General features: G+C 72.0%; 19 protein-coding genes and 1 tRNA gene. 10 read left to right on the top strand and 10 right to left on the bottom strand.

The features are described from left to right. Nucleotides 1-29: 29 nt before the first annotated feature. A tRNA-Ser gene (locus SM754_RS03415) sits at nt 30-114 on the bottom strand. Between the two features lie 104 nt (nt 115-218). Between SM754_RS03415 and SM754_RS03410 the strand changes: the two genes are divergently transcribed. After that, complete coding sequence (locus SM754_RS03410; protein WP_323674808.1) at nt 219-1,169, top strand: AAA family ATPase; 951 nt, start codon at nt 219-221, stop codon at nt 1,167-1,169. A 75-nt stretch (nt 1,170-1,244) separates the two neighbouring features. Here SM754_RS03410 and SM754_RS03405 read toward each other — a convergent pair whose 3' ends face one another. The 7 genes from SM754_RS03405 to SM754_RS03375 all read right to left on the bottom strand — a co-directional run bounded on the left by SM754_RS03405 (nt 1,245) and on the right by SM754_RS03375 (nt 6,871). Continuing rightward, nucleotides 1,245-1,454 (bottom strand): hypothetical protein, encoded by a 210-nt coding sequence (locus tag SM754_RS03405; protein WP_323674807.1) that lies wholly within the window; start codon nt 1,452-1,454, stop codon nt 1,245-1,247. 98 nt (nt 1,455-1,552) lie between these two features. Continuing rightward, nucleotides 1,553-2,122: a DUF7519 family protein gene (locus SM754_RS03400; RefSeq protein WP_323674806.1), complete on the bottom strand. Its 570-nt coding sequence runs from the start codon at nt 2,120-2,122 to the stop codon at nt 1,553-1,555. Continuing rightward, nucleotides 2,119-3,528 carry a DUF58 domain-containing protein gene (locus SM754_RS03395; RefSeq protein WP_323674805.1) on the bottom strand — a complete coding sequence of 470 codons (1,410 nt, stop codon included), beginning with the start codon at nt 3,526-3,528 and terminating at the stop codon, nt 2,119-2,121. The genes SM754_RS03400 and SM754_RS03395 overlap by 4 nt, the downstream gene beginning before the upstream one ends. Further along, nucleotides 3,525-4,085: a DUF7269 family protein gene (locus tag SM754_RS03390; protein ID WP_323674804.1), complete on the bottom strand. Its 561-nt coding sequence runs from the start codon at nt 4,083-4,085 to the stop codon at nt 3,525-3,527. Before SM754_RS03390 ends, SM754_RS03395 begins: the two co-directional genes overlap by 4 nt. Further along, the gene (locus tag SM754_RS03385; RefSeq protein WP_323674803.1) at nt 4,082-5,050 is read right to left on the bottom strand and encodes a DUF4129 domain-containing protein; all 969 of its coding nucleotides are present in this window, start codon (nt 5,048-5,050) and stop codon (nt 4,082-4,084) included. Before SM754_RS03385 ends, SM754_RS03390 begins: the two co-directional genes overlap by 4 nt. Before the next feature lie 128 nt (nt 5,051-5,178). Next, the gene (locus tag SM754_RS03380; protein ID WP_323674802.1) at nt 5,179-6,147 is read right to left on the bottom strand and encodes a DUF4129 domain-containing protein; all 969 of its coding nucleotides are present in this window, start codon (nt 6,145-6,147) and stop codon (nt 5,179-5,181) included. Between the two features lie 91 nt (nt 6,148-6,238). After that, a complete protein-coding gene (locus tag SM754_RS03375) occupies nt 6,239-6,871 on the bottom strand; it encodes a VOC family protein (RefSeq protein WP_323674801.1) in 633 nt (210 codons plus the stop codon). Nucleotides 6,872-7,052: 181 nt separating this feature from the next. Between SM754_RS03375 and SM754_RS03370 the strand changes: the two genes are divergently transcribed. From SM754_RS03370 to SM754_RS03335, 8 genes are all read left to right on the top strand, one after another. Continuing rightward, nucleotides 7,053-7,586 carry a metal-dependent hydrolase gene (locus SM754_RS03370; protein ID WP_323674800.1) on the top strand — a complete coding sequence of 178 codons (534 nt, stop codon included), beginning with the start codon at nt 7,053-7,055 and terminating at the stop codon, nt 7,584-7,586. Between the two features lie 95 nt (nt 7,587-7,681). Then, nucleotides 7,682-9,946, top strand: a complete 2,265-nt coding sequence (locus tag SM754_RS03365) for a type II/IV secretion system ATPase subunit (protein WP_323674799.1) — start codon at nt 7,682-7,684, stop codon at nt 9,944-9,946. After that, entirely contained in the window at nt 9,943-11,832 is a 1,890-nt protein-coding gene (locus SM754_RS03360) for a type II secretion system F family protein (protein WP_323674798.1), read from the top strand. Before SM754_RS03365 ends, SM754_RS03360 begins: the two co-directional genes overlap by 4 nt. Further along, nucleotides 11,829-12,590: a DUF7289 family protein gene (locus tag SM754_RS03355; RefSeq protein WP_323674797.1), complete on the top strand. Its 762-nt coding sequence runs from the start codon at nt 11,829-11,831 to the stop codon at nt 12,588-12,590. Before SM754_RS03360 ends, SM754_RS03355 begins: the two co-directional genes overlap by 4 nt. Further along, nucleotides 12,587-13,123, top strand: a complete 537-nt coding sequence (locus SM754_RS03350) for a DUF7266 family protein (RefSeq protein ID WP_323674796.1) — start codon at nt 12,587-12,589, stop codon at nt 13,121-13,123. Before SM754_RS03355 ends, SM754_RS03350 begins: the two co-directional genes overlap by 4 nt. Further along, nucleotides 13,124-13,795, top strand: coding sequence for a DUF7263 family protein (locus SM754_RS03345; protein ID WP_323674795.1), 672 nt, complete (start codon nt 13,124-13,126; stop codon nt 13,793-13,795). After that, a complete protein-coding gene (locus SM754_RS03340) occupies nt 13,788-14,258 on the top strand; it encodes a DUF7262 family protein (protein WP_323674794.1) in 471 nt (156 codons plus the stop codon). Before SM754_RS03345 ends, SM754_RS03340 begins: the two co-directional genes overlap by 8 nt. Next, the gene (locus tag SM754_RS03335) at nt 14,255-14,815 is read left to right on the top strand and encodes a DUF7261 family protein (RefSeq protein ID WP_323674793.1); all 561 of its coding nucleotides are present in this window, start codon (nt 14,255-14,257) and stop codon (nt 14,813-14,815) included. Before SM754_RS03340 ends, SM754_RS03335 begins: the two co-directional genes overlap by 4 nt. 28 nt (nt 14,816-14,843) lie before the next feature. Here SM754_RS03335 and SM754_RS03330 read toward each other — a convergent pair whose 3' ends face one another. Next, the gene (locus tag SM754_RS03330; protein ID WP_323674792.1) at nt 14,844-15,998 is read right to left on the bottom strand and encodes a M48 family metalloprotease; all 1,155 of its coding nucleotides are present in this window, start codon (nt 15,996-15,998) and stop codon (nt 14,844-14,846) included. 114 nt (nt 15,999-16,112) lie between these two features. Continuing rightward, entirely contained in the window at nt 16,113-17,174 is a 1,062-nt protein-coding gene (locus SM754_RS03325; RefSeq protein WP_323674791.1) for a TrmB family transcriptional regulator, read from the bottom strand. A 193-nt stretch (nt 17,175-17,367) separates the two neighbouring features. Between SM754_RS03325 and SM754_RS03320 the strand changes: the two genes are divergently transcribed. Then, nucleotides 17,368-19,473 (top strand): DUF7997 domain-containing protein, encoded by a 2,106-nt coding sequence (locus SM754_RS03320; RefSeq protein WP_323674790.1) that lies wholly within the window; start codon nt 17,368-17,370, stop codon nt 19,471-19,473. Nucleotides 19,474-19,566 lie beyond the last annotated feature (93 nt).

Genomic DNA, 19,566 nt, shown 5'->3' with positions numbered 1-19,566 from the left:
CTACGCTCCTCGTCTTGTGCTGGAAGAAGCGCCGAGGAGGAGATTTGAACTCCTGAGTCCTTGCGGACAGTTGCTCTCGAAGCAACCGCCTTGGCCGGGCTAGGCTACCTCGGCTACACCCTGCGATTCGCGGGTCATGATTTTATGGGTTTCGATTCGTTCGGTGACCGTGTGAGTTATCGTCACCACTAAATTGTAGTATGGGTTTCAGGTGGAACATGGACGTCGCTCAAGCGAGCGAGGACTGTGCCGCCGTCCTCGACGAGATCAGTAACGCCGTCATCGCCGACCGAGAGTTCCTCGAGACCGTTCTCGTGGGCGCGGTCGCCCGCGGACACGTCCTCCTCGAGGACGTCCCCGGGACCGGGAAGACCCTCACCGCTCGCGCCATGGCGAGCGCCCTCGGCCTCGAGTTCTCTCGCGTGCAGTTCACGCCCGACCTCCTCCCCGCGGACGTGACGGGGACGCACGTGTTCAACGAGGAGACGCGCGAGTTCGAGTTCCAGGAGGGCCCGATCTTCGCGAACATCGTCCTCGCGGACGAGATCAATCGCGCGCCGCCGAAGACCCAGGCCGCGCTCTTGGAGGCGATGGAGGAGGCGCAGGTCACGGTCGACGGCGAGACCCGCCAGCTCCCGCAGCCGTTCTTCGTCATCGCGACGCAGAACCCCGTCGAGCAGGAGGGGACGTTCCCGCTCCCGGAAGCGCAGGTCGACCGCTTCATGGTGAAGTCGAGCATCGGGTACCCCGACGAAGCGGGCGAGACCGAGCTCCTTCACCGGCGCGCGGGCCGCGTCGAGCAGTCGCCGAGCGTCGGTCGCGTCCTCAGCGACCAGGAGGTCACAGACCTCCGGCAGGTCCCCGAGGACGTCACCGTCGACGAGGACCTGCTCGGCTACATGGCGCAGTTGACGCGGTTGACGCGCGAGGACGGGCGCGTCGAGGTCGGCGTGTCGCCGCGCGGGACCCAGCGCCTGTTCGAGGCGTCCCGGGCGTACGCGACGCTCGTCGGTCGCGACTACGTGACGCCGGACGACATCAAGCGCGTCGCCCAGCCCGTGCTCGCGCACCGGCTCGTCCTGACGCCGGACGCGATGGTGAACAACGTCGAGAAGTCCCAGGTCGTCGACGCGGTCCTCGAATCGGTCCCCGTGCCGACCGTCGAGTGACGCGCGACTGACCGCACGCCGGTCCGCCGAACGTCCAGTTCGCCGCTCTCCTCTCGAACTCCCCTGTCGTCGAGTTCAGGGACCGGTGTGGGTGCTGGTCGCGTCGATGTTCCACGCGCCCTCGCAGGCGTCGTCGCAGAACGGCCGTTCGAGGAGGCGGCCGACGTCGGTCTCGCGGTCCGTCGGCGGGTCCTCGAACAGTTTCGTCCCGCAGTACGCGCAGTACTTCGCGGTGCCGCGGGGCCGGCGGTCGGTCGGGTCGTGTGGCTGCTGTGACTGGGCCATCGGTTGCTCGAACCGTCCGTCCGCGCACTTGTAACCGCCCACCCGACCGTGGTCGGCAGCGCATCGCTCCGTTCGCCCCGGACCGAGCGACCGGATGGTCACCGGAGCGCCTGGAGGAGGATGGCGACGGCGACGAGGAGGAAGATGACGCCGGAGAGCGGGCGGCCGCCGCCCGCGACGAGGTAGACGACGTACGCGAGCCCGGCGGTCGTCGTGCCGACGGCGGCGGTGGCCGCGGTGTGCGCGACCTCGGCGCGCGCGGTGTCGGCGTCGCGGCCGAGTTGCTCGCCGAGGCTGACCGCGTTCTGGCCGGCGTCCCACGCGACGACGGCGGCGACGGTCGCGACGAGGATCCAGAGCGGCGGCGCGTCGCCGGAGCCGCCGAGGGCGACGCCACCGAGGAGTGCGAGTCCGGCGCCGTCGACGAGCTTCGGGCGGCCGGAGAGGACGCCGGGGGCGAGCGCGACGATACCGAGGGCGGCGAGTGCACCGCCGGCGGTGCTGCCGACGCTCGCGGCGATGGCGACGACGCTCGCGGCGGCGAGTGCGACGACCGCCGACAGCGGCGTGGGTCGTCGGTCGACCTCCCGTCCCGCGAGTTCGTCGTCGTCATGGTCGGTGCGCTCGCCCTCGGCGCCGTCCGCGCCGTCCGCGGTGGGTGCACTCATGCGGACCACCGCCGTCTGGCGCGAGCGAGCGTCGTCGCGAGCGCGTCGTCGACGTTCCAGTCGACGACGCGCACGCCGACCTCGCGGAGCGCGCTGATGCGAGCGAGACGTTCGACGCGCGCGACGCGATGCCCGAGCGTCCCGCGGTCGGTCGGGTCTGGACTGACTATCGTGACGGCGTGACCGTGCGCGTGCAGGAGGCGCGCGGCCTTCGCGACCTCGTCGTCGGCGAGTGGCGAGAACATGATGACCTGTGCGTCGTTCGGCAGTCGCTTGCGGAGGTTCCGGAGACCAATCCCGAGCGAGAAGTAGTCCGCGGGCCGTTCCGGCGACAGCGCGGGATGCGTCGCGAACAGCTCCTCGGCGCGGATGCGGTGCTCGTTCCCGAGTCCGGGCGCGAGCCAGACGTCGCTCGCCGACAGCGCGCCGATACCGACGCGGTCACCGGTCTCGAGCAGGGTCGCGAACACCTGGCCGGCGGCGTCGATGCCGTGGTCGGCGGCGTGGAAGTTGTCGTCCTCGCCGTGCACGTACGCGCCCTGGCGGAGGTCGAGCACGCAGACGACGGTCGCGGCCTTCTCCTCGCGGAACTCGACGGTCGTCAACTCGCCCGTGCGGGCGTGGCGGTTCCAGTCGATGCGCGACAGCGAGTCGCCGCGCCGGTACTCGCGCGTCTGGTAGAACTCCAGGCCTTCACCGCCGGTGTTCGTGTCGACGCGACCCGCGTACCGCGACGTCTTCTGGCGGAGCGGGACCTCCGCGGTCGCCTCGAACGACGGCGTCGCGACCATCTCCGTGGACGCCGCCAGTTCGAGCTCGGTCTCGATGGCGCCCGTGAACCCTCTCGCGTACACGGAGAGCGTCCGGAACTCGTGCGTGCCGCGTTTCGCGGCGACCGTGTACGAGAACGACGTGCGTTCGCCCGGTCGGAGGAACGTCGCGGCGCGCGCGGTCCCGTCGACGACCTCGAGGCTCTCGGGGACGCCGTCGACGAGTCGGAGGTCCGGGAGCGTCGACCCGCCGGTGTTCTTGACGTGGACGGTGACGTCGATCTCGTCGCCGAGGTCGGGGTCTGCGTCCGAGAGCTCGCGGTCGACGGCGAGTTCGACGCGGAGCGGTTCGGCGACCTTCGCGTACGCGACGAACGCGATGCCGACGACCGCGGCGAGGAGGAGGGCGGGCGACCGGAAGATGATGCCGGCCCCCCCGAGGAGGGTGGTGACGGCGGCGACGCCCTCCCAGTGATGCGTCTCGGTCTCGTGGTGCGTGATGACGCGAGCGCCGACGGTCTCACCGTCGAACTCGACGTCGGCGTCGGCCGACGGCGTGACGTCGGTTCCGTCGTCGGCGGTCGTACTCGCGTCGTCGGTCTCGGTCGCGTCGGTGGTGGCGGTCGTTGCACTCATCGTTCGTCCTCGCTCAACTCCGCGATCTCCCGCGCTGCGTGGGTCGCCCAGCGTTCGAACTGCGAGCGCGACCGGTCGAACAGCGACACGCGCTGCAGGACCGACGTCCCGCTGATCTCGCCGGTGAAGAACGCGGCGGCGTACGGGTCGTCGGTCCACGACCCGTTCTCGACGCGTTCGACCGCTTGCTCGCGCGACAGTCCCTCGGTGCGGACGACGACGGCGACCGCGGCGGCGTGCAGCCGTTCGCGGACGGCGTCGCGCTGGTCACCGCTGTACCGGACCGCCGCGGCCTGGTCCATGAGGTCGTCGAAGTCGTCGCCGGGCGTGGGGAGCTCCTGGGCGATCTCCGGGTCCGCGGTCTCGGCTTGCTCGTAGGGCGTCCGTCGGCGCGCGTTCACGACGCGGACGGTCTGGAGCGCGAACCCGAGCCCGATGAGGCTCAGGAACAGTTCGTTCGCGTCGAAGACGCTGGCGAAGCCCGGGACGAACAGCATCGCGAACCCGACGACGACGAAGGCAACGCCGAGCGCGGACGTCGCCGTCTCGGAGTTCACGCCTCGTCACCTCCGTACTGGGAGTCGATGCGGCGGAGCGCGTCGAGCGCGCGCGCTTCGCGGTCGCTCGTCGCGGCGGTGTGGCCGTACCGGACGCGCTCGAACAGTTCCGTGAGTTCGACGACGTCGTCGCGGTCGATGCCGGCGTCGACGGCGGCTGCGGCGAACTCGCCGGGGGTGCTCGACTCCGGATGGTCGACGTCCAGGTGCTCGGTCATCTCCACCCACGCCCGATAGATCTCGTTGTCGACGTCGTCGGTGTCCTCGATGCGGTCGGCGGCTCGACCGGCAGCGGCGGCGAACTCGTCGACGTCGACGAGTTCGTCGTCGGCGTGCTCGTCGGCCTCCTCGAGGGCTTCGAACGGGTCGTCGTCGTCGGTCTCGCCGCGCGTGACGAGGACCGCGCCGACGGCTGCGACGGCGACGACGGCGACGACGGCGACGAGCGCGAGCGGGAGGTCCCGCGTCTGCTCGCCGTCGGTGCCGCCGCCGCTCCCTTGACTGCTGGGAGCGAAGTCCGTGCGCGTGTCGTTGATCTCTTCGGGCCCGGAGCGGTTCTCCGGTTGCGGGATCTGGCCGGTGGTACAGAGCCCGAACAGCGAGTACGCGAAGAACAGGAGGACGAGGAGGAGCAGCGTGACCGATATCGCCTCCATCTGGCCGTGCCGCCAGTAGACGATGCCGACGACCCCGGCGAGGCCGACGACGACGCCGAACCACAGGAGCGGGCGCTGTGACCCGTCGACGCACTCGCGGTTCCGCCCGGAGCGGTCGACCGGCGTGTTCGTGTGGTCTGTGGGGTCGGACGTCGTCTGTTCGGTGGCGGTGTCGGTCGCCACGTCGGGCGCGCTGGGGGCCGCTCCGCCCCCGTTGGTCTGCGCGTCGTCGACGCTCCCGGCGACGGCGACGATGGCGGTCGCCGCGAGCAGCGCGACGAGCGCGACCTGTAGGGTGGAGCGCTTCATCGATACGGTGTTTCAGAGTAGTAACTAAAGGGGTTGTGGAACGTCAAAGAACCACTTACGTCACGTGTTTCCATACCGCATTGGTGCAGGTCGTGCTGTCACGTCGCTTCGTCCGCGTTCGAAGCCCGTCACGTTGATTCGTCCTCGGTCCAGAAGTCGTCGAGGTCGCTCGAGGACGTCTCCATCCGTCGGAGCGCGTCCACCGCTCGTGCCTCCGTCGCCTCGGTCGGCGGTTCGTCGCCGTACCGGACGCGCTCGAACAGGTCCGTGAGTTCTCCGACGGTCGCCGGCTCGACGCCCGCGTCGACCGCGGCGCGCCGGAACTCGCCGGGCGTGCTCGACTCCGGGTGGTCGACGTCCAGGTGCTCGGTCATCTCCACCCACGCCCGGTAGATCTCGTTGTCGATGCCCGCCGAACGCTCGATGCGGTCCGCGGCTCGCCCCGCGGTCTCGCGTAGCTCGCCGACGTCGTGTTCGTCGGGCGCGTCGACCGGCTCCGGGACGGGTTCGTCCGGGTCGTCGGCGTCCTGGGTGTCGCGAGCGAGCGCGAGCGCGACGGCACCGACGCCGACGGCGGCGACGACGACGACGACCCACGTCGGCGACGCGAACTGTCCGGCCTCGCCGAGGACGCCGAACGTCGCGTCGGCGCCCTCCGGCGTCGCGACGACGTCGCTCGGGACGATGCTCTGGGGCGTCTCCTCGTCGGTCCCGCACTTGCTGAGAAGTAGCCAGACGAACGTGAACGGGAGTGCGAGCACGCTGACGTACGCGGTCGCCGCGAGCGCGTCCTGCTTGTGGCGCGCGTACAGCCAGCCCGCGACCGTCACGCCGCCGACGACGAGCCAGAACGACGTCGAGTACAGCCACGGCACGCACGCCCCGATGTCGAAGTCGAGCTGGCCGGGACTCCCGATCGGGTCCGCGTTCGACTCCCCGCCCTCGCCCTGTTCGTCCGCGGGGCCGTCATCCTGGAGCGACCCGCCGCCGGGTGCCTGGTCCGTCGGCGCGGGAGCGGCGAGCGTCGCGGCCGCGGCGGCGACCGCGAGCACGCACGCCAGCCCGACGACGACCACGCGCGCACGCTCCGAATCCATACCACCACGTTAGCACGTGACGGCCGTGAGGGTTTCGGTGACGCACCGCCGTTGAGTCCCCCGATTCGGTCGCCATCGCAGCCGTGACTCGTCAGTCGAGGCCGCCGACACCGCTCGCCGCGTCGGGGAGGTCGTTCTGCTCGACGGGGATGCCGAGTTCCTCCAGGGCTGCCTTCAGGTGCTCGTCCTTCGCGTACTCCGCGCCCGCCTCCTCGCGGATGCGCTGGGCGGTCGCGAGCACCTCGCCCTTCCGGTCGTCGGGGAACTCGTACTTGTCCGTCGTCAGCTCGATGACGAGCCCGCTGTTGTCGCGCGTGTACAGCGAGAAGAAGATGCCGCGGTCGAAGACGTTGTAGCCGCGGCCGTCCTCGTCGAGCGCTGCCATCGTCTCCTCGAAGTCCTCGGGCGCGATGGAGAAGCACAGGTGATGGACGCCACCGACCTGCGTCCGCTGTCCGCGCGGACTGTCGCGGTCCGGGCTCACGAAGAACGTGAGGATGCGGCCGTCGCCCGTGTCGAAGAACAGGTGCGTCTGACTCGGGTCGTCGAGGTTCGGCTGCCGGAGGACGAGGGGCATCCCGAGGAGGTCGCGGTAGAACGCGATGGTGTCCTCCGCGTTCGACCCCCAGACAGTGACGTGGTCGGTGCCCGTCGTGTGGATGGGACTGTCGGGTCGGTCGGCGCTCGTGGGAATCTCGGACTGACTGGGCGCGTCGTCTGTCATGGACGGTGATAGGTCCGCGAAGGTGATAAGGGCTCGCGGGCATCGGCGTCAGCAGGTTACGTCCACGTCAGTGCCCGCAGTAGATGACGGCCACGTCAGGACGCGAGCGACGCGTGTCACGCGCCGATACCCACGACAGCTAGACGGGTGCGTCAAGGACGTCGACGCGGGACCGTCTGGTATGGTCGACGTCTCGGGACACCTCGGGATGGCACTCGTGTGGCTCGCGAGCGCGTGGGTCGTCGTCGACGACCCGCGGACCGCGGCCGCGTTCGTCGCGGTCGGCGTCCCATTCGGGCTGCTCCCCGACGTCGACCTCTATCTGCGGTACGTCCTGCCGACCGTGAAGCATCACGGCGTCTTCCACACGGTCGTCGCGGTCGTCGCGATGACGGTCGTCCTCGCACCGGTGTTCGCCGTCGCCCTCCGCGCGCTCGACGCTCGCGTCGGCGCCGTCGCGCTCCCCGACGCCGTCAGCGAGGGGACGACCGCGTTCGCGGGCGCGGCCATCCTCGTCGCGGGGCTCGCGCACGTGTTCACGGACGTCCTCTCCGCGCCGGACACGGCCGAGGCGCTCGAACCGTTCTGGCCGCTCTATCCACACCCGCTCGGAATCGACGTCGTCTACTACGACGCGCCGCTCGTGAACTACGGGCTGCTCGCCGCGGGCGTCGCCCTCAACGTCGCGCTCTGGCGGTGGCGGACCGACCGCTGAACGACCGGGTCCGTCACGCGTCGGGGTGTCACACGCCGCAACGACCAGTCCCAAATTCCCTTAATTTAAGTCATGTAGCGACGGAACGTCGTTCAATGCCCGACCCGCCGACGCTCGAACTCCCCGGCGACGACGCGCCCGACTCGCGCTCGGACGCGACGAGCGAGGTGCCGCCGCCGATCCCGCCCGACGACCCCGACGCCTGGTACGCCCCGGACGTCCGCGCGCAGTACGCGGTCGCGCCCGACGTGGTCGCGACCGTCCGCGAGACCGACGACGGGTTCGCGTACGACGTCCGCGAGCCCGGGCTCTCCCCGGCCGAACGCTCGGTCGTCGACCGCGTCGTCGGGTACTTCGCGGACGCGAACCTCCAGCCACCGCGGACCAGGGAGGCCGTCCGCGACCGCCTCCACGAGGGGTTCGCCGGGAAGCACGAGCGCGTCGTCTCGCGGCTCGTCGACCGGTCCCCCGCGAGCGAACGCCGCGTCCGCTACCACCTGCTGCGAGAGCTCCACGGGCTCGGGGACCTGACGCCGCTCGCGCTCGACGAGCGCGTCGAGGTGGCGGACGTCGACGACGACGTCCTCCGCGTCCACACCGACCGGTTCGCGCCCGCGACCACCGACCTCCCGGCGGACGTCGACGGCCTCGGCCGGTTCGCGAGCGAACGCCTCGCGCGCTACACCGTCAGCTTCGAGAGCTACGAGATACCGGTGGTCCTGTACCGCGAGCACGCCATCGGCGGGGACGCGTTCAACACGCGGTACGCCGTGCTCGAACCCGACCTCCTCCCGGGCGACCGCGAACTCGTCGAGGACGCGACCGAGCGCGTCTGGGAGCACGCGGTCACCACGCCGGACGTCGACCGGGTCGCGCTCGTCCGCGACCGCGCCGAACGCTACCTCGAACGCGCGCTGAACGCGCGGTCCGCGAAGGCGTGGCTCGGCGCCGCCCGGCACCGCGCCCGCGAACTGCTCGCCGACCTCGACCTCGCGCTCCCGCCCGTGGACGACCGTCACGGCCGCGACCGCCTCGACGACCTCGTCTACTACGTCCTCCGGGACTACGTCGGCCACGGCGAGCTCACCGTCCCCGTCCGCGACCCGAACCTCGAGGACGTCGAAGCCAATCGGGTCGGCGAGCGCGTGAAGGTCGTCCCGCGCAGCGACCTCCACGACGGCCGCGTCCCCACGAACCTCGCGTTCGACGACGAGTCGTCGTTCGTGAACGTCGTCACCCAGCTCGCGGCGAGCGACGGCGTCGAGCTGACCGCGAGCAATCCGAGCGCGAAGGTGAACCTCGACGTCGGCACCGACGAGACCGTGCGGTGCGCGGTCGCGCTCCCCGTCGTCAGCGAGGGCGGCCCGCACGTCTCCATCCGCAAGCAGGCCGCCGACCCGCTGTCGCCCGTGGACCTCCTGGAGGCGGACGCACTCCCGGTCGACCTCGTCGCGCTCCTGTGGATGCTCTACGAGCACCGCGGCGTCGTCCTCTTCTCCGGCCCGACCGGCGTCGGGAAGACGACGCTCATGAACGCCCACATGCCGTTCGTGCCGTTCGACCACCGGCCGGTCAGTATCGACGAGGGCTCCCGGGAGGTGGCGCTCCCACACGAGACCGGCGTGTCGCTCACCACGCGCGACCACCAGACGCCGTACAAGCGCGTGACGATGGCCGACCTCATGACGGAGACCAACTACCTGAACCCGGACGTCGAGGTCATCGCCGAGGTCAATACGCCGGAGTCGTTCGCGACGTTCGCGGAGACGCTGAACACGGGCCACGGTGTCGTCGGGACGACGCACGCGGAGTCGGTGGAGAAGCTCGTGAACCGCGTCGTCGAACAGGGGCTGCCCTCCTACCTGCTCGCGGAACTGGACCTCGTGGTGTTCCCGCGGCACACGGACGGGGAGCGGTACGTCGGTCGCGTCGTCGAGTTCGTGGACGAGGCGACCTACGACGCGTGCTCGGGGCCGAAGGGCTCCGTCGAGAAGGACGGCGCGACCGTGTACTACGACGAGGTGCTGTCGCGGACGCCCGACGGCGAGTTCGAACGCGCGTACGAGCACCCGGACCTCCACGATGGGGTCGCGACCCGTCGGTGCGAGCACGCGGTGTTCGAGACGGTCGCTGCCCGTACCGACCGCACGGTCGAAGCGGTCGAGGACGAGTTCCACCGCAAGCACCGGTACGTCGAGCACTTCGTCCGCGACGGCGTCCGCGACGTCGACGAGCTGTTCTCGGTGGTCGCGGACCTCCGGACGGACGAGGCGGCGACCGTCGCGTCGCGGACGAGTACGGTCGCCGACCGAGGTGACGCGACCGGGGACCGCGTCGTCGAGGACGGTGGTGGGTCGTGACCCGGCCGGTGTCGGCGCTCGACCGGGTGGCGTACGCGCTGTTCTCGCGGCGTGCGGACGCGAGCCGGCACGACCGGAACCGCGAGCGGTACCGTGGGTCGGGCGTCCAGTTGCCGTTCGACGTGTTCGTCGCGCGCCTGCACGCTGTCGCGTGGGTGGTCGCGGCGCTCGCCGGTCCGACCGCGGCGGCGCTCGCGCCGCTCGTGGTCGCGTCCGTTCCCGGGGTCGCCGTCGGGTCGGGCGCAGTCGGTGCCGAGGGACCGGCCGGGGCGGTCGGTGCGTTCGGCGGGCCGATGCTCGCGTTCCGCGCCGGCGCGTTCGCGGTCGCCGCGTTCGTCGGGCATCGCGCGACGACGACCCTCGGCGGCCGGTACCTGGCGTGGCGCGCTCGCGCTCGCCGTCTCGGTATCCAGCGGACGCTCCCGGGCGCCGTCCGGTACCTTCGAGCGCTCTCGACGGGGACGGACGACCGGCGGACGATGCTCGCGAAGGTCGCGGAGAACCGGGACGCGTACGGCGCGACCGCGGAGGCCGCGGGTGCGGTCCTCGCGAAGGCCGAGCTGACCGGGAGCCTCAACGAGGGCCTGCGGCTCGTGGCGCGGGATACGCCGAGTCAGGACACGCTCGCGCCCTTCCTGATGAAGTTCCGCGAGCACGCGACCCAGGGCCCCGAGGAGCTCTCGCGGTACCTCAGGATGGAGAGCCGGATGCTCGGGCACCGGCAGGCGCGGGAGCGCGAGCGTGCGAGCGGCTTTCTGGAGCTCGTCGCGGAGCTGTTCGTGGTGCTGTTGGTCCTCCCGGCGCTCCTCGTCGTCGTGCTCTCGGTGATGAGCGTGCTGACGCCGAGCCTGAACGAGCCACTCGGCGGTCCGCTCGCTGGTGGCCCGCTCGCCGCCGTCACGCCGCGGGCGATCATCGTGTACGGTGCGGCGGTGTTCGTCGCGGCGGTCGGCGCGCTCTCGGCCGCGGTCGTCGTGTCGCTCCGTCCGGTCGCCGCCACGCCGGCGTACGAGCGTCCGAGCGGGGTCGGGCCGACGTTCGCGTCGGCGCTCTCGAATCCGGCGAGCGCGAGCGTCGTCGCCGTCCCGCTCGCCGCCGGCGTTGTCGTCGTCGCGTGGGCGACCGGTGCGAGCGCGCTCGCGGCGCTGTCCGTCGGGTACGTCGCGTACGCCGTCCCGGTCGGCGTCGTCGCCACCCGTCGTGCGCGCCGGGACGACGCGAAGGACCGCGAACTGAAGGACTTCGTGCACGCCGTCAGCGGGCACGTCTCGCTCGGTCGTCCGTTCCCGGACGCGGTCGCTCGCGTCGCCGACGAGGTCGACCTCGGGCCGCTCGACGAGGACGTCGCGGACCTCGCGTTCGCCGCGGGCCTCACGAGCACGGACGGCGACCTCCGGACCGCCGCGCTCGACCGGTTCGTGGACCGCGTCGGCACGCCGCTGTCCGAGCAGACGATGCGGCTCGTCACGGGCGCGCTCGACGCCGGGAGCGACACGGAGACCGTGTTCGAGACGCTCCAGACCGAGGTCGGGCGGCTCCATCACGAGAAGCAGTCGCTGCGCGACGAGATGCTCGTGTACGCCGCCGTCGGGTGGACGACGGCGATCCTCGTCGTCGGTATCGTCGTCGCCGTGAACCTCTACGTACTCGACTCGTTCGCCCAGCTGTCGGCGGTGTCGACGCCCGGAACCGGGTTCGTGCTCGACCCGGACGCCGTCGACGTGGCGCGTGAACACCGGCGGTTCTACGTCGTCACGCAGGCGACGATGCTCGCCTCCGGGTGGTTCGCGGGCGCGGCGAGCCGCGGGCGGTACGACGCGCTCCTGCACTCGGGGCTGCTCGTCGCGTTCGCGTACGCCGTCTTCACCGTCGGAGGGTTGCTATGACCCGCGTCGACCTGCTCGGCTCCGGGCGCGCGCTCGGGCGGCGCGACGGCCGCGGCGACCGCGCGCAGTCCCACGTCGTCGGCGTCGCGCTCCTGCTCGGCGTCACCGTGGTGGCGATGGCCGCGGTGACGGCGGGCGTCGGGTCGACGGTCGATTCGGGCGTCGCTCGCGCGGACGCCGACCGGGCCGCTGACGCGTTCGCGGACCTCGACGCGGTCTCGCGGACCGGGCCGGGGTCGGTGCGCGTCGAGTTCGCGGACGGCACGCTGTCGACGGTCGAGCGCGACGTCCGCGTGCTCGACGGTGACGGCGACGTGGTGCGTGCGGTGGACGCGAACGCGCTCGTCTTCGAGGCGGGCGACCGCCGGGTCGCGTACCTCGCGGGCGCCGTGGTCCGCGGCGACCGCGGGAACGCGTGGTTCGTCGCGGACCCGCCGGTCGCGGCGGGCGAGGAGAGCGTGCTCGTCGGCGCGCCGACCGTCGGCGCTGGCGAACCCGTCGCGGTCGGCGGCCGGGGGCGCGTCGACCTGGACGTGGACGTCGCGCACGACCGCGAGACGCTCCCCGCCGGCGCGTACCGGCTCGCGGTCGAGACCGCGACGCCGCGCCCGTGGACGGCGTACTTCGAGGCGCTCGGCGCGACCGTCGAGACGCGCGACCTCGACGGCGACGGCGTCGAGAGCGTCGTCGCGTCCTTCCCGGGCGGTCGACGCCTCCATCTGGTCGTGCACGCGCTCGACCTGGAGGTCGACGCGTGACGTCCATCGACCGCTCGGCGTCGCGGGTGGACGGCGGCCGTGCACCGCGCTCGCTCGGTGACGACGACCGCGCGCTGTCGTCGGTCGTCGGGAAGACGCTCGAACTCGGTCTGCTCGCGCTCTTCGTCGGCCTGCTCGTGTCGACGTTCTACGGGGGCGTGCTCCCGGGGTACCGGATGGGCGCCGCCGGAGCCGTCAGCGACCGGACCGCCGCCGCGGTCGCCACGGACGTGGAGGCGGCGGTGCCGTCGACGGCGGACGTGGGCGTACCGGTCGACGCCGGCGTTCGGGCCGTCGACGTCGAGCGCGAACTCGACGTGCCCCGGACCGTCCGCGGCGACGCGTACCGGCTCCGGCTCGACGACGGCGCGCTCGTCCTCGACCACCCGCGGGACGAGCTGTCGCGGACGATACCGCTCGCGCTCCCGGACTCGGTCGTCCGCGTCGAGGGCGTGGCGCGGAGCGACGCGACGGTCGTGGTCGTCGTCGAACCGACGCCCGGTGGCCTGGTCGTCCGACTGGAGGGCCGGTGAATGCGGCGCGCGCAGGCGAACCTCGTCGCGCTCGTCGCGGCCCTGGTCGCGTTGACGACGGTGTCGACGCTCGCGGTCGTCGTCGCGAACGGCGCGCTCGCCGACGCGACCCGTGAGCCCGTGGAGCGCCAGTACGCGACCGCGCTCGCGGACCGCCTGGTCGCCGGAGACGGCGCGGTCTCGGTACGCGAGAACGTCCTGAACGAGTCCCGCGTCGACGCGCTCGACGCCGCCACCGTCCGCGCCTTCGCTGGCCTCCCCGAGGACGCCGACGTCCGGCTGCGCGTCGACGGCGAGACCGTCGTCGAGACCGGCGACGTCGCCGGTGGGACGACGGTACGGCGGGTCGCGCTCGTCGTCGACCGCGGCCCGCGGACGGTGACGCCGGGACTGGACGGCCGCGACCGCGTGACGCTCCCGCGACGCACGCCGTGGGTCGCGGTCGACGTCGCACCGGCCGCCGCCGAGGTGACGACGGTCCGTGCGAACGGCCGCGTCGTCCTGCACGACCCGGGCGGGCTCGCGGCCGGCCGGTACCGCGTGAACGTCTCGCGTCGCGTCACCCCCGAGCTCTCGTTCGCGGGCGCGGACCTCGCCACCGGCGCGGTCGAGGTGACGTACGCTCCCGCGGACTCGCGGAAGGTCGTCGTCGAGGTGACCGTCGATGCCTGACCGCTCCCGGTCGCTCGCGGCGACGGACGACGAAGCGGGGCGCGCTACGGGCGGCGGCGCTGACCGCGGCCAGCTGTCGCTGTCGGCGGTCGAGGCGGCGGTCGGCGTCCTGCTCGTCCTGGGCGCGCTCGCGTCGTTCTTCGCGGGCGTGCCGGCACCGGACCGCGAGCGCGCGGCGCTGTCGACGACTGCGTCGGACGCGGCGACCGTCCTCTCCGGCGAGAACCCGCGTCACGCCGGCGCGACGCGACTCGCCGAGGTGGCGCGGTCGCCAGCGGCGTTCGACCGCGAGCGCGACGCCCTCAGTCGTCGGGTCGCCGCGGTCCTCCCCGAGAACGTCCTCTTCGAGGTGCGGACGCCACACGGGACCGTCGGCTTCGACCCGCCCGACGACGTCCCGATGGGGGTCGCGACCGTGCCGACGCGCTACGGCGACGTCACGATACGAGTGTGGTACGCGTGAGACGACCCGGAACGAACGCCGTCGGCGGCAACATCGACGGCGGCCGTACCCACGACCGCGGCCAGCTCGTGCTCGCCGCGGCGGGCGTCGTCGCGGTCGCGCTCCTCGCGATGACCGCCGCGTACCTCCAGTTGGGCGCGCATCCCGACGTGGCCGCGGAGCGCGACGTCGGGCCGCGCGAGGCCGTCGACCGCGCCGTCGGCGTCCTGTCGCGCGCGACCGACGACGCTCGCGTCACGAACACCGGCGACGCGTGGCGCGACCGCGACGCGGTCGCCGACGCCGTCCGAGACGACCTCGCGACCGCGCTCGACTCGCTGGAGACCGCCCGGGTCGCGAAGGGAACCGCGTACGCCGTCGCCTACGACCAGGCGGCGGCGAGCGCGTACGCGAGCGAGCACTGCCCGAGCGGTGACGGCCGCGCGTTCGGCGACTGCGAAGCGATAGGGGGCGTCGTCGTCCAGGAGCGCGCCGGCGAGACGACCGTGCTCGCAATCGCGTTCGAGGTCGTGGTGACGACGCCCGACGGCGACACGACCGTCGAGGTCGTGGTGTGACTCGGGGAGTCGCTCGGCGGTCGCCGAGTCAGGTGTCGTCGGCAGCCTCGAAGACCCGGTCGATGCGCGTCTCGGTGTCGGGGTGCGTGTTCGGGAAGAGGTCGTCGCTGAGGAGGACGACGTCGCTGAACCCGTGGAGGCCCCTGCGGAGCGGCATCACGTACAGGGTCTCGACGGCGCCGTCTATCTCGCGGATGTCCCGGAGCGGCGCGTTCGCGAGTTCGTCGTCGAGTTTCGAGAGCGCGCTCGCGAGCGCGTCCGGGTCGCCGGTGAGTTCCACGGCGCCGTAGTCGGCGGCGTACTCGCGGGTGCGGGCGAGCAGGAGGAGCGTGAGCGAGGAGAACACCCAGAAGAACGTGGAGATGGCGAGGGTCATGATGGCGGTCGCTATCATGATGGCGACGAGGACGAGGATGGCGACGATGATACCGCCGCCGTCGCCGCCGTCGTCGCCGCCATCCCAACCGCCGGAGCTGCCGCCCGTGCTCCCCGACGACCCGCCGGTCCCGAAGAACGGGATGGACCACCTCGTCCGGCGGCGCTGGCCGTTCGGGCCGAGCTCGACGTCGTCTCCGTCGCGCTCCTCCTCGTCGCTCTCGAACGGGGACGTGAGTGCTTTCGCGAACGCGAACGCGACCGCGGGGAGGAGGTAGCCGACGGACATGACGGCGCCGTCGCGGTTCGTGACGTGCGCGAGTTCGTGCGCGAGGACCGCGTGCAGTTCGTCGCTGTCGAGGGTGTCGAGGAGCCCGGTCGTGACGACGATGGTGGAGCTGCTCGGCGTGAATCCGACGGTGTACGCGTTCGGGACCGAGGACTCGACGAGCTTCAGGTCGGGCGCGGGGACGTCGGCCTGCTGGGCGAGTCGGCGGACGGCCGCGTACAGCTCGGGGTGGTCGGCTTCGGGCGCGTCCACGGCGTCGGTCTCGGAGAGCGGGGACGCGTAGAAGTTCCGGACGGTCCCGATGGCGAGCCAGCAGACGACGCCCGCGGGGACGAGGACCGCGACGAGCCCGATCTCGGACGCCAGGTCGAAGCGCTGCGACCACCAGCCGACGAGCGCGGGGACGACGTACCCGTAGAGGACGGCGAGCGCGCCGAGGAAGGCGGCGGCGCAGCCGGCGAACAGGAGTGTCGTCGCCAGCATCCGCCGGCGGAGCGACGACTCGATTCGCGAACTCATAAACCGAGCCACCGCTCGCGTGTAATTAATCCTGGCGGACTCGTCGTCACCGGCCGCCGATGGCCACTGCCGGTGCCCGGTCACGGGCACGCGTCGTGGACCGGGGGTGGAGCGTCACGCGCTCGGGTGTTCGAGCGTGACGGCGCGCGCCTCGTAGTCCTCGAGGAAGGCGCCGGGGCCGCCGACGGTGACGCGTTCCCCGTCGACGTCGAGGACGAGCGCGTTCTCGACCGCGAACCGGCTGTTCGACGGGTCGACGAGCCCCTGGCGGACGTCGACGACGCGCCCGGTGAGTTCCCGGTGGTCGCCGTCGTCGTGGACGGGGCGGGCGTCGACGGTGGCGACGGTCGGTTCGCCCTGGTTCTGGTATCGGGTGGCGGCGAAGACGGCGTGCCGGAAGCTCTGGTAGTCCGTCGGGAGCGGTTCCGGGTCGGCGACGTGGGCCTCCTCGGCGATCGGCCAGTAGTTCCCGAAGAAGCTCCCGGTGAGGATGGGGACGAGTTGCTCCTGGGCGATGGCGACGGCCTGCTGGCCGGCGTTCGAGCGCGCGAGCAGTTCGTACGGCGCGAACAGGCCGAGTCGGGTGTCGACGGAGAACAGGACGGGGGCGCGCTCGGTCCAGACCCGGACGACGCTCGCGGGCGCGACGTCGCCGGCGACGTCAACCGCCGTCGACTCGTCGCCGGTGAGCAGGAGAAACACGAGGACGTTCCGGTCGACGGTCTCCCGGAGCTCGGCCTCGATGTCCGGGAGGAGCTTCGCGGGGACGGACAGCGTCACCTCGTCCTCGGCGTTCGCGAGGAACTCGCGGATGCGTTTGACGACCGTGGACTGGGCCTTGATGATCTCGAACTCGCGGCGTTCCTCGGTGACGCGGTTCCAGCGCGCGGCGAGGTCCGGGCCGAGCGAGGAGAGTTCGGCGCTCAGTCGTTCGACGACCTCCTCGGGCGGGTTGGCGCGGATGAGCGTCGGGACGGCGTGGTCGTTGACGTCGACGAACCCGCGGTCCTCGAGTTGCTCGCTGACGCTGTAGACGTAGCGCTTGGAGACGCCGGCGTCGTCGGCGATGGTGCTGGCCTTCGCCTCCCCGTGGTCGAGTATCGAGAGGTAGGTGTCTATCTCCTTCTCGGAGAGGCCGAGGCGTTCCAGTCGGTCCGTGAGTGACGTGTCCTCCATGGTACCTCGTGGGTGTCTACGCGTACTCACGGCGACCCGCGTCTTACCGCTTTCGCGACGACGAGACTCGGACCACCAGGGACGCCCTACGTGGACCGCTCGGGACGAGGACACCCCCCACCAGACAGCGAGTCTGAATCTATGAACGAATATTACACCAAGTTTTATGATTCGTCGGGCGGACGTTGAGACGATGAACCTGCGAGACTCGCTCCACGACCACGCTCGGAACCGCGACCACCCGACGCGGTTCCCCGGCGAACGCCGGACGACCGCCGGCCTGTTCTCCGGTCTCGACGGTCGCCTCGTACACGTCGGACGGGACGGCCGCCTCCGGGACTTCTCCGCGCCCCTCCTCGACCGCGCGGGCCTGGCGACCGCGCGCGTCGGCGTCCGCGTCGACGGCGAGGTCCGCTGGCTCGACGCGTTCGACGCCCGCAGCCAGCGGTACGTCGACGACACCGCGCTCGTCGAGTCCACGTACGCCGACGGCGACGTGGAACTCACGCGCCTCGACCTCACGCTCGACAGCACGCACCTCACGCACGTCGACGTCTCCGGGCCCGCGGACGCGCTCGTCGTCTACTGCTCGTTCCGCCCCGACGGCCAGGAGGCCAGGGTCGGGAAGCTCGTCTACGACGACCGTGACGTCGTCGAGACGTACCACCGCCACGAGCACGACTACCTCGCCTCGGCCACCGGGTTCGCGGGCCTCGACGGCCGACGCCCGGCCGATGCCGGGGACGTCCTCGAGAACGGCCCCCGGGAGCGACCGCGGGACGTCGACTTGGACGACTACGAGGAGAGCCGCCTCGGCGGCGACGTCGTCGCGACCGTCCCCGTCGAGGACGGGACCGCGACCGTCGCGACCGTCCTCGAACGCGACGTCGACGACCGCGACGCCGTCGTCGAGAGCGTCCGCGACCGCGTCCGGAACGTGGACGCGACGTCGCTCGCCGAGGCGGCGCGAGCGCAGGCGCCCGACAGCGGCGACGAAGACGACGAGAACCGGGACGGGGGCGCCGCGGCCGACGTCCGCGCGCTCGCCCTTCTCTCCGGACCGACCGGCGCCAGGGTCGCCGGCCCGGACTTCGACCCGCTGTACGCGAACTCGGGCGGCTACGGCTACACGTGGTTCCGTGACGACGCCGAGATAACGCGGTACCTGCTCGCCGTCGACCGCGAGCGCGACCTCGGGCTCGACGACTGGCATCACCGGAGCGCGGCGCTGTACGTCGACACCCAGCTCGACGACGGGTCCTGGCCGCATCGCGTCTGGCCGAGCGACGGCTCGCTCGCCCCCGGCTGGGCGAACAGTCGCGTCGAGGGCGGCGGCGAGGACTACCAGGCCGACCAGACCGCGAGCGTCGTCGCCGCACTCGCCGACTACCACCGCTACCGGCAGGCGAGCGACGGCACGACCGACGACGCCCCCGCGCTCGACGCCGTTACCGAAGCCATCTCGCGAGGCGTCGACGCGCTCGACGACACCCTCGAAGACGACGGGCTCCCCGGCGCGTGCCAGAACGCGTGGGAGGACATGAACGGACGGTTCGCGCACACGGCGGCGACGTACCTCGCGGCGTACGCGAGCGTCGCCCGCGTCGACGCACCCGCGGACTCGCCGGTGGACGCGACGCACGCCACGGCGCAAGCCCGCGCCGTTCTCGACGGCCTCGACGAGCTCTGGGTCTCCGACCGCGGCGCGTACGCGCTCCGGCTCGCGGACGGCGAACGCGACGACCGCCTGGACGCGAGCACGTTCGCGCTCGTCGACGCCGTCAGCACCGCCGCAGCGGCGGGCGTCGACGTCGACGACCACCTGCCGCGACTCGTCTCGCACACCGCGACGACGCTCGACGGCCTGGAGCGCGAGACCGACGCGGTCCGCGGGCTCGTCCGCTACGAGGGCGACGACTGGCGCCAGCGCGAGCAGGACGCCCCGAAGGTCTGGACGGTGTCGACCGCGTGGGGCGCCGTCGCCGCCGCCGAACTCGCCGCCCTCCTCGAACGCGTCGACGGACGCGCCGAGGGCGAGACGTCCGGTGGCCGTGACGCACGACCCGCCGACGTCGACTGGACCGCCGACGACTTCGGCGACCGCGCGGACACCCTCCTGGCGGAGCTCGACACCGACGGGACCCTCTCGCGGAACGGCGACTACCTCCCCGAGCAGGTATTCGACGACGGCACCGCCGACAGCGCCACCCCGCTCGGGTGGCCGCACGCCATCAGACTCGCGACCGCGACGAAACGCCGCGAGACCGAGGCCGCCGTCCCCGTCGCCGAGGACGACTGAGACCCGTCGCTGTCGCATCCGGTTCGAGGGAGAGTTTTCGAGAACGGTAGCGTCGTGCTCGCCTCGCGACCGGCGGGTCGACCACCGGCGGTC

The sequence above is a fragment of the Halorubellus amylolyticus genome, from assembly GCF_034808145.1.
GTDB lineage: Archaea > Halobacteriota > Halobacteria > Halobacteriales > Natrialbaceae > Halorubellus.
The sequence above is the reverse complement of the archived record's forward strand: the minus strand, read 5'-3'. Positions and strand labels throughout refer to the sequence as shown.

Excerpts from the sequence above, each read along its gene's own strand:
- SM754_RS03410 (WP_323674808.1), top strand. The coding sequence starts at position 219 with ATGGACGTCGCTCAAGCGAGCGAGGACTGTGCCGCCGTCCTCGACGAG.
- SM754_RS03405 (WP_323674807.1), bottom strand. The coding sequence starts at position 1,454 with ATGGCCCAGTCACAGCAGCCACACGACCCGACCGACCGCCGGCCCCGC.
- SM754_RS03400 (WP_323674806.1), bottom strand. The coding sequence starts at position 2,122 with ATGAGTGCACCCACCGCGGACGGCGCGGACGGCGCCGAGGGCGAGCGC.
- SM754_RS03395 (WP_323674805.1), bottom strand. The coding sequence starts at position 3,528 with ATGAGTGCAACGACCGCCACCACCGACGCGACCGAGACCGACGACGCG.
- SM754_RS03385 (WP_323674803.1), bottom strand. The coding sequence starts at position 5,050 with ATGAAGCGCTCCACCCTACAGGTCGCGCTCGTCGCGCTGCTCGCGGCG.
- SM754_RS03380 (WP_323674802.1), bottom strand. The coding sequence starts at position 6,147 with ATGGATTCGGAGCGTGCGCGCGTGGTCGTCGTCGGGCTGGCGTGCGTG.
- SM754_RS03375 (WP_323674801.1), bottom strand. The coding sequence starts at position 6,871 with ATGACAGACGACGCGCCCAGTCAGTCCGAGATTCCCACGAGCGCCGAC.
- SM754_RS03370 (WP_323674800.1), top strand. The coding sequence starts at position 7,053 with ATGGTCGACGTCTCGGGACACCTCGGGATGGCACTCGTGTGGCTCGCG.
- SM754_RS03365 (WP_323674799.1), top strand. The coding sequence starts at position 7,682 with ATGCCCGACCCGCCGACGCTCGAACTCCCCGGCGACGACGCGCCCGAC.
- SM754_RS03355 (WP_323674797.1), top strand. The coding sequence starts at position 11,829 with ATGACCCGCGTCGACCTGCTCGGCTCCGGGCGCGCGCTCGGGCGGCGC.
- SM754_RS03345 (WP_323674795.1), top strand. The coding sequence starts at position 13,124 with ATGCGGCGCGCGCAGGCGAACCTCGTCGCGCTCGTCGCGGCCCTGGTC.
- SM754_RS03340 (WP_323674794.1), top strand. The coding sequence starts at position 13,788 with ATGCCTGACCGCTCCCGGTCGCTCGCGGCGACGGACGACGAAGCGGGG.
- SM754_RS03330 (WP_323674792.1), bottom strand. The coding sequence starts at position 15,998 with ATGAGTTCGCGAATCGAGTCGTCGCTCCGCCGGCGGATGCTGGCGACG.
- SM754_RS03325 (WP_323674791.1), bottom strand. The coding sequence starts at position 17,174 with ATGGAGGACACGTCACTCACGGACCGACTGGAACGCCTCGGCCTCTCC.
- SM754_RS03320 (WP_323674790.1), top strand. The coding sequence starts at position 17,368 with ATGAACCTGCGAGACTCGCTCCACGACCACGCTCGGAACCGCGACCAC.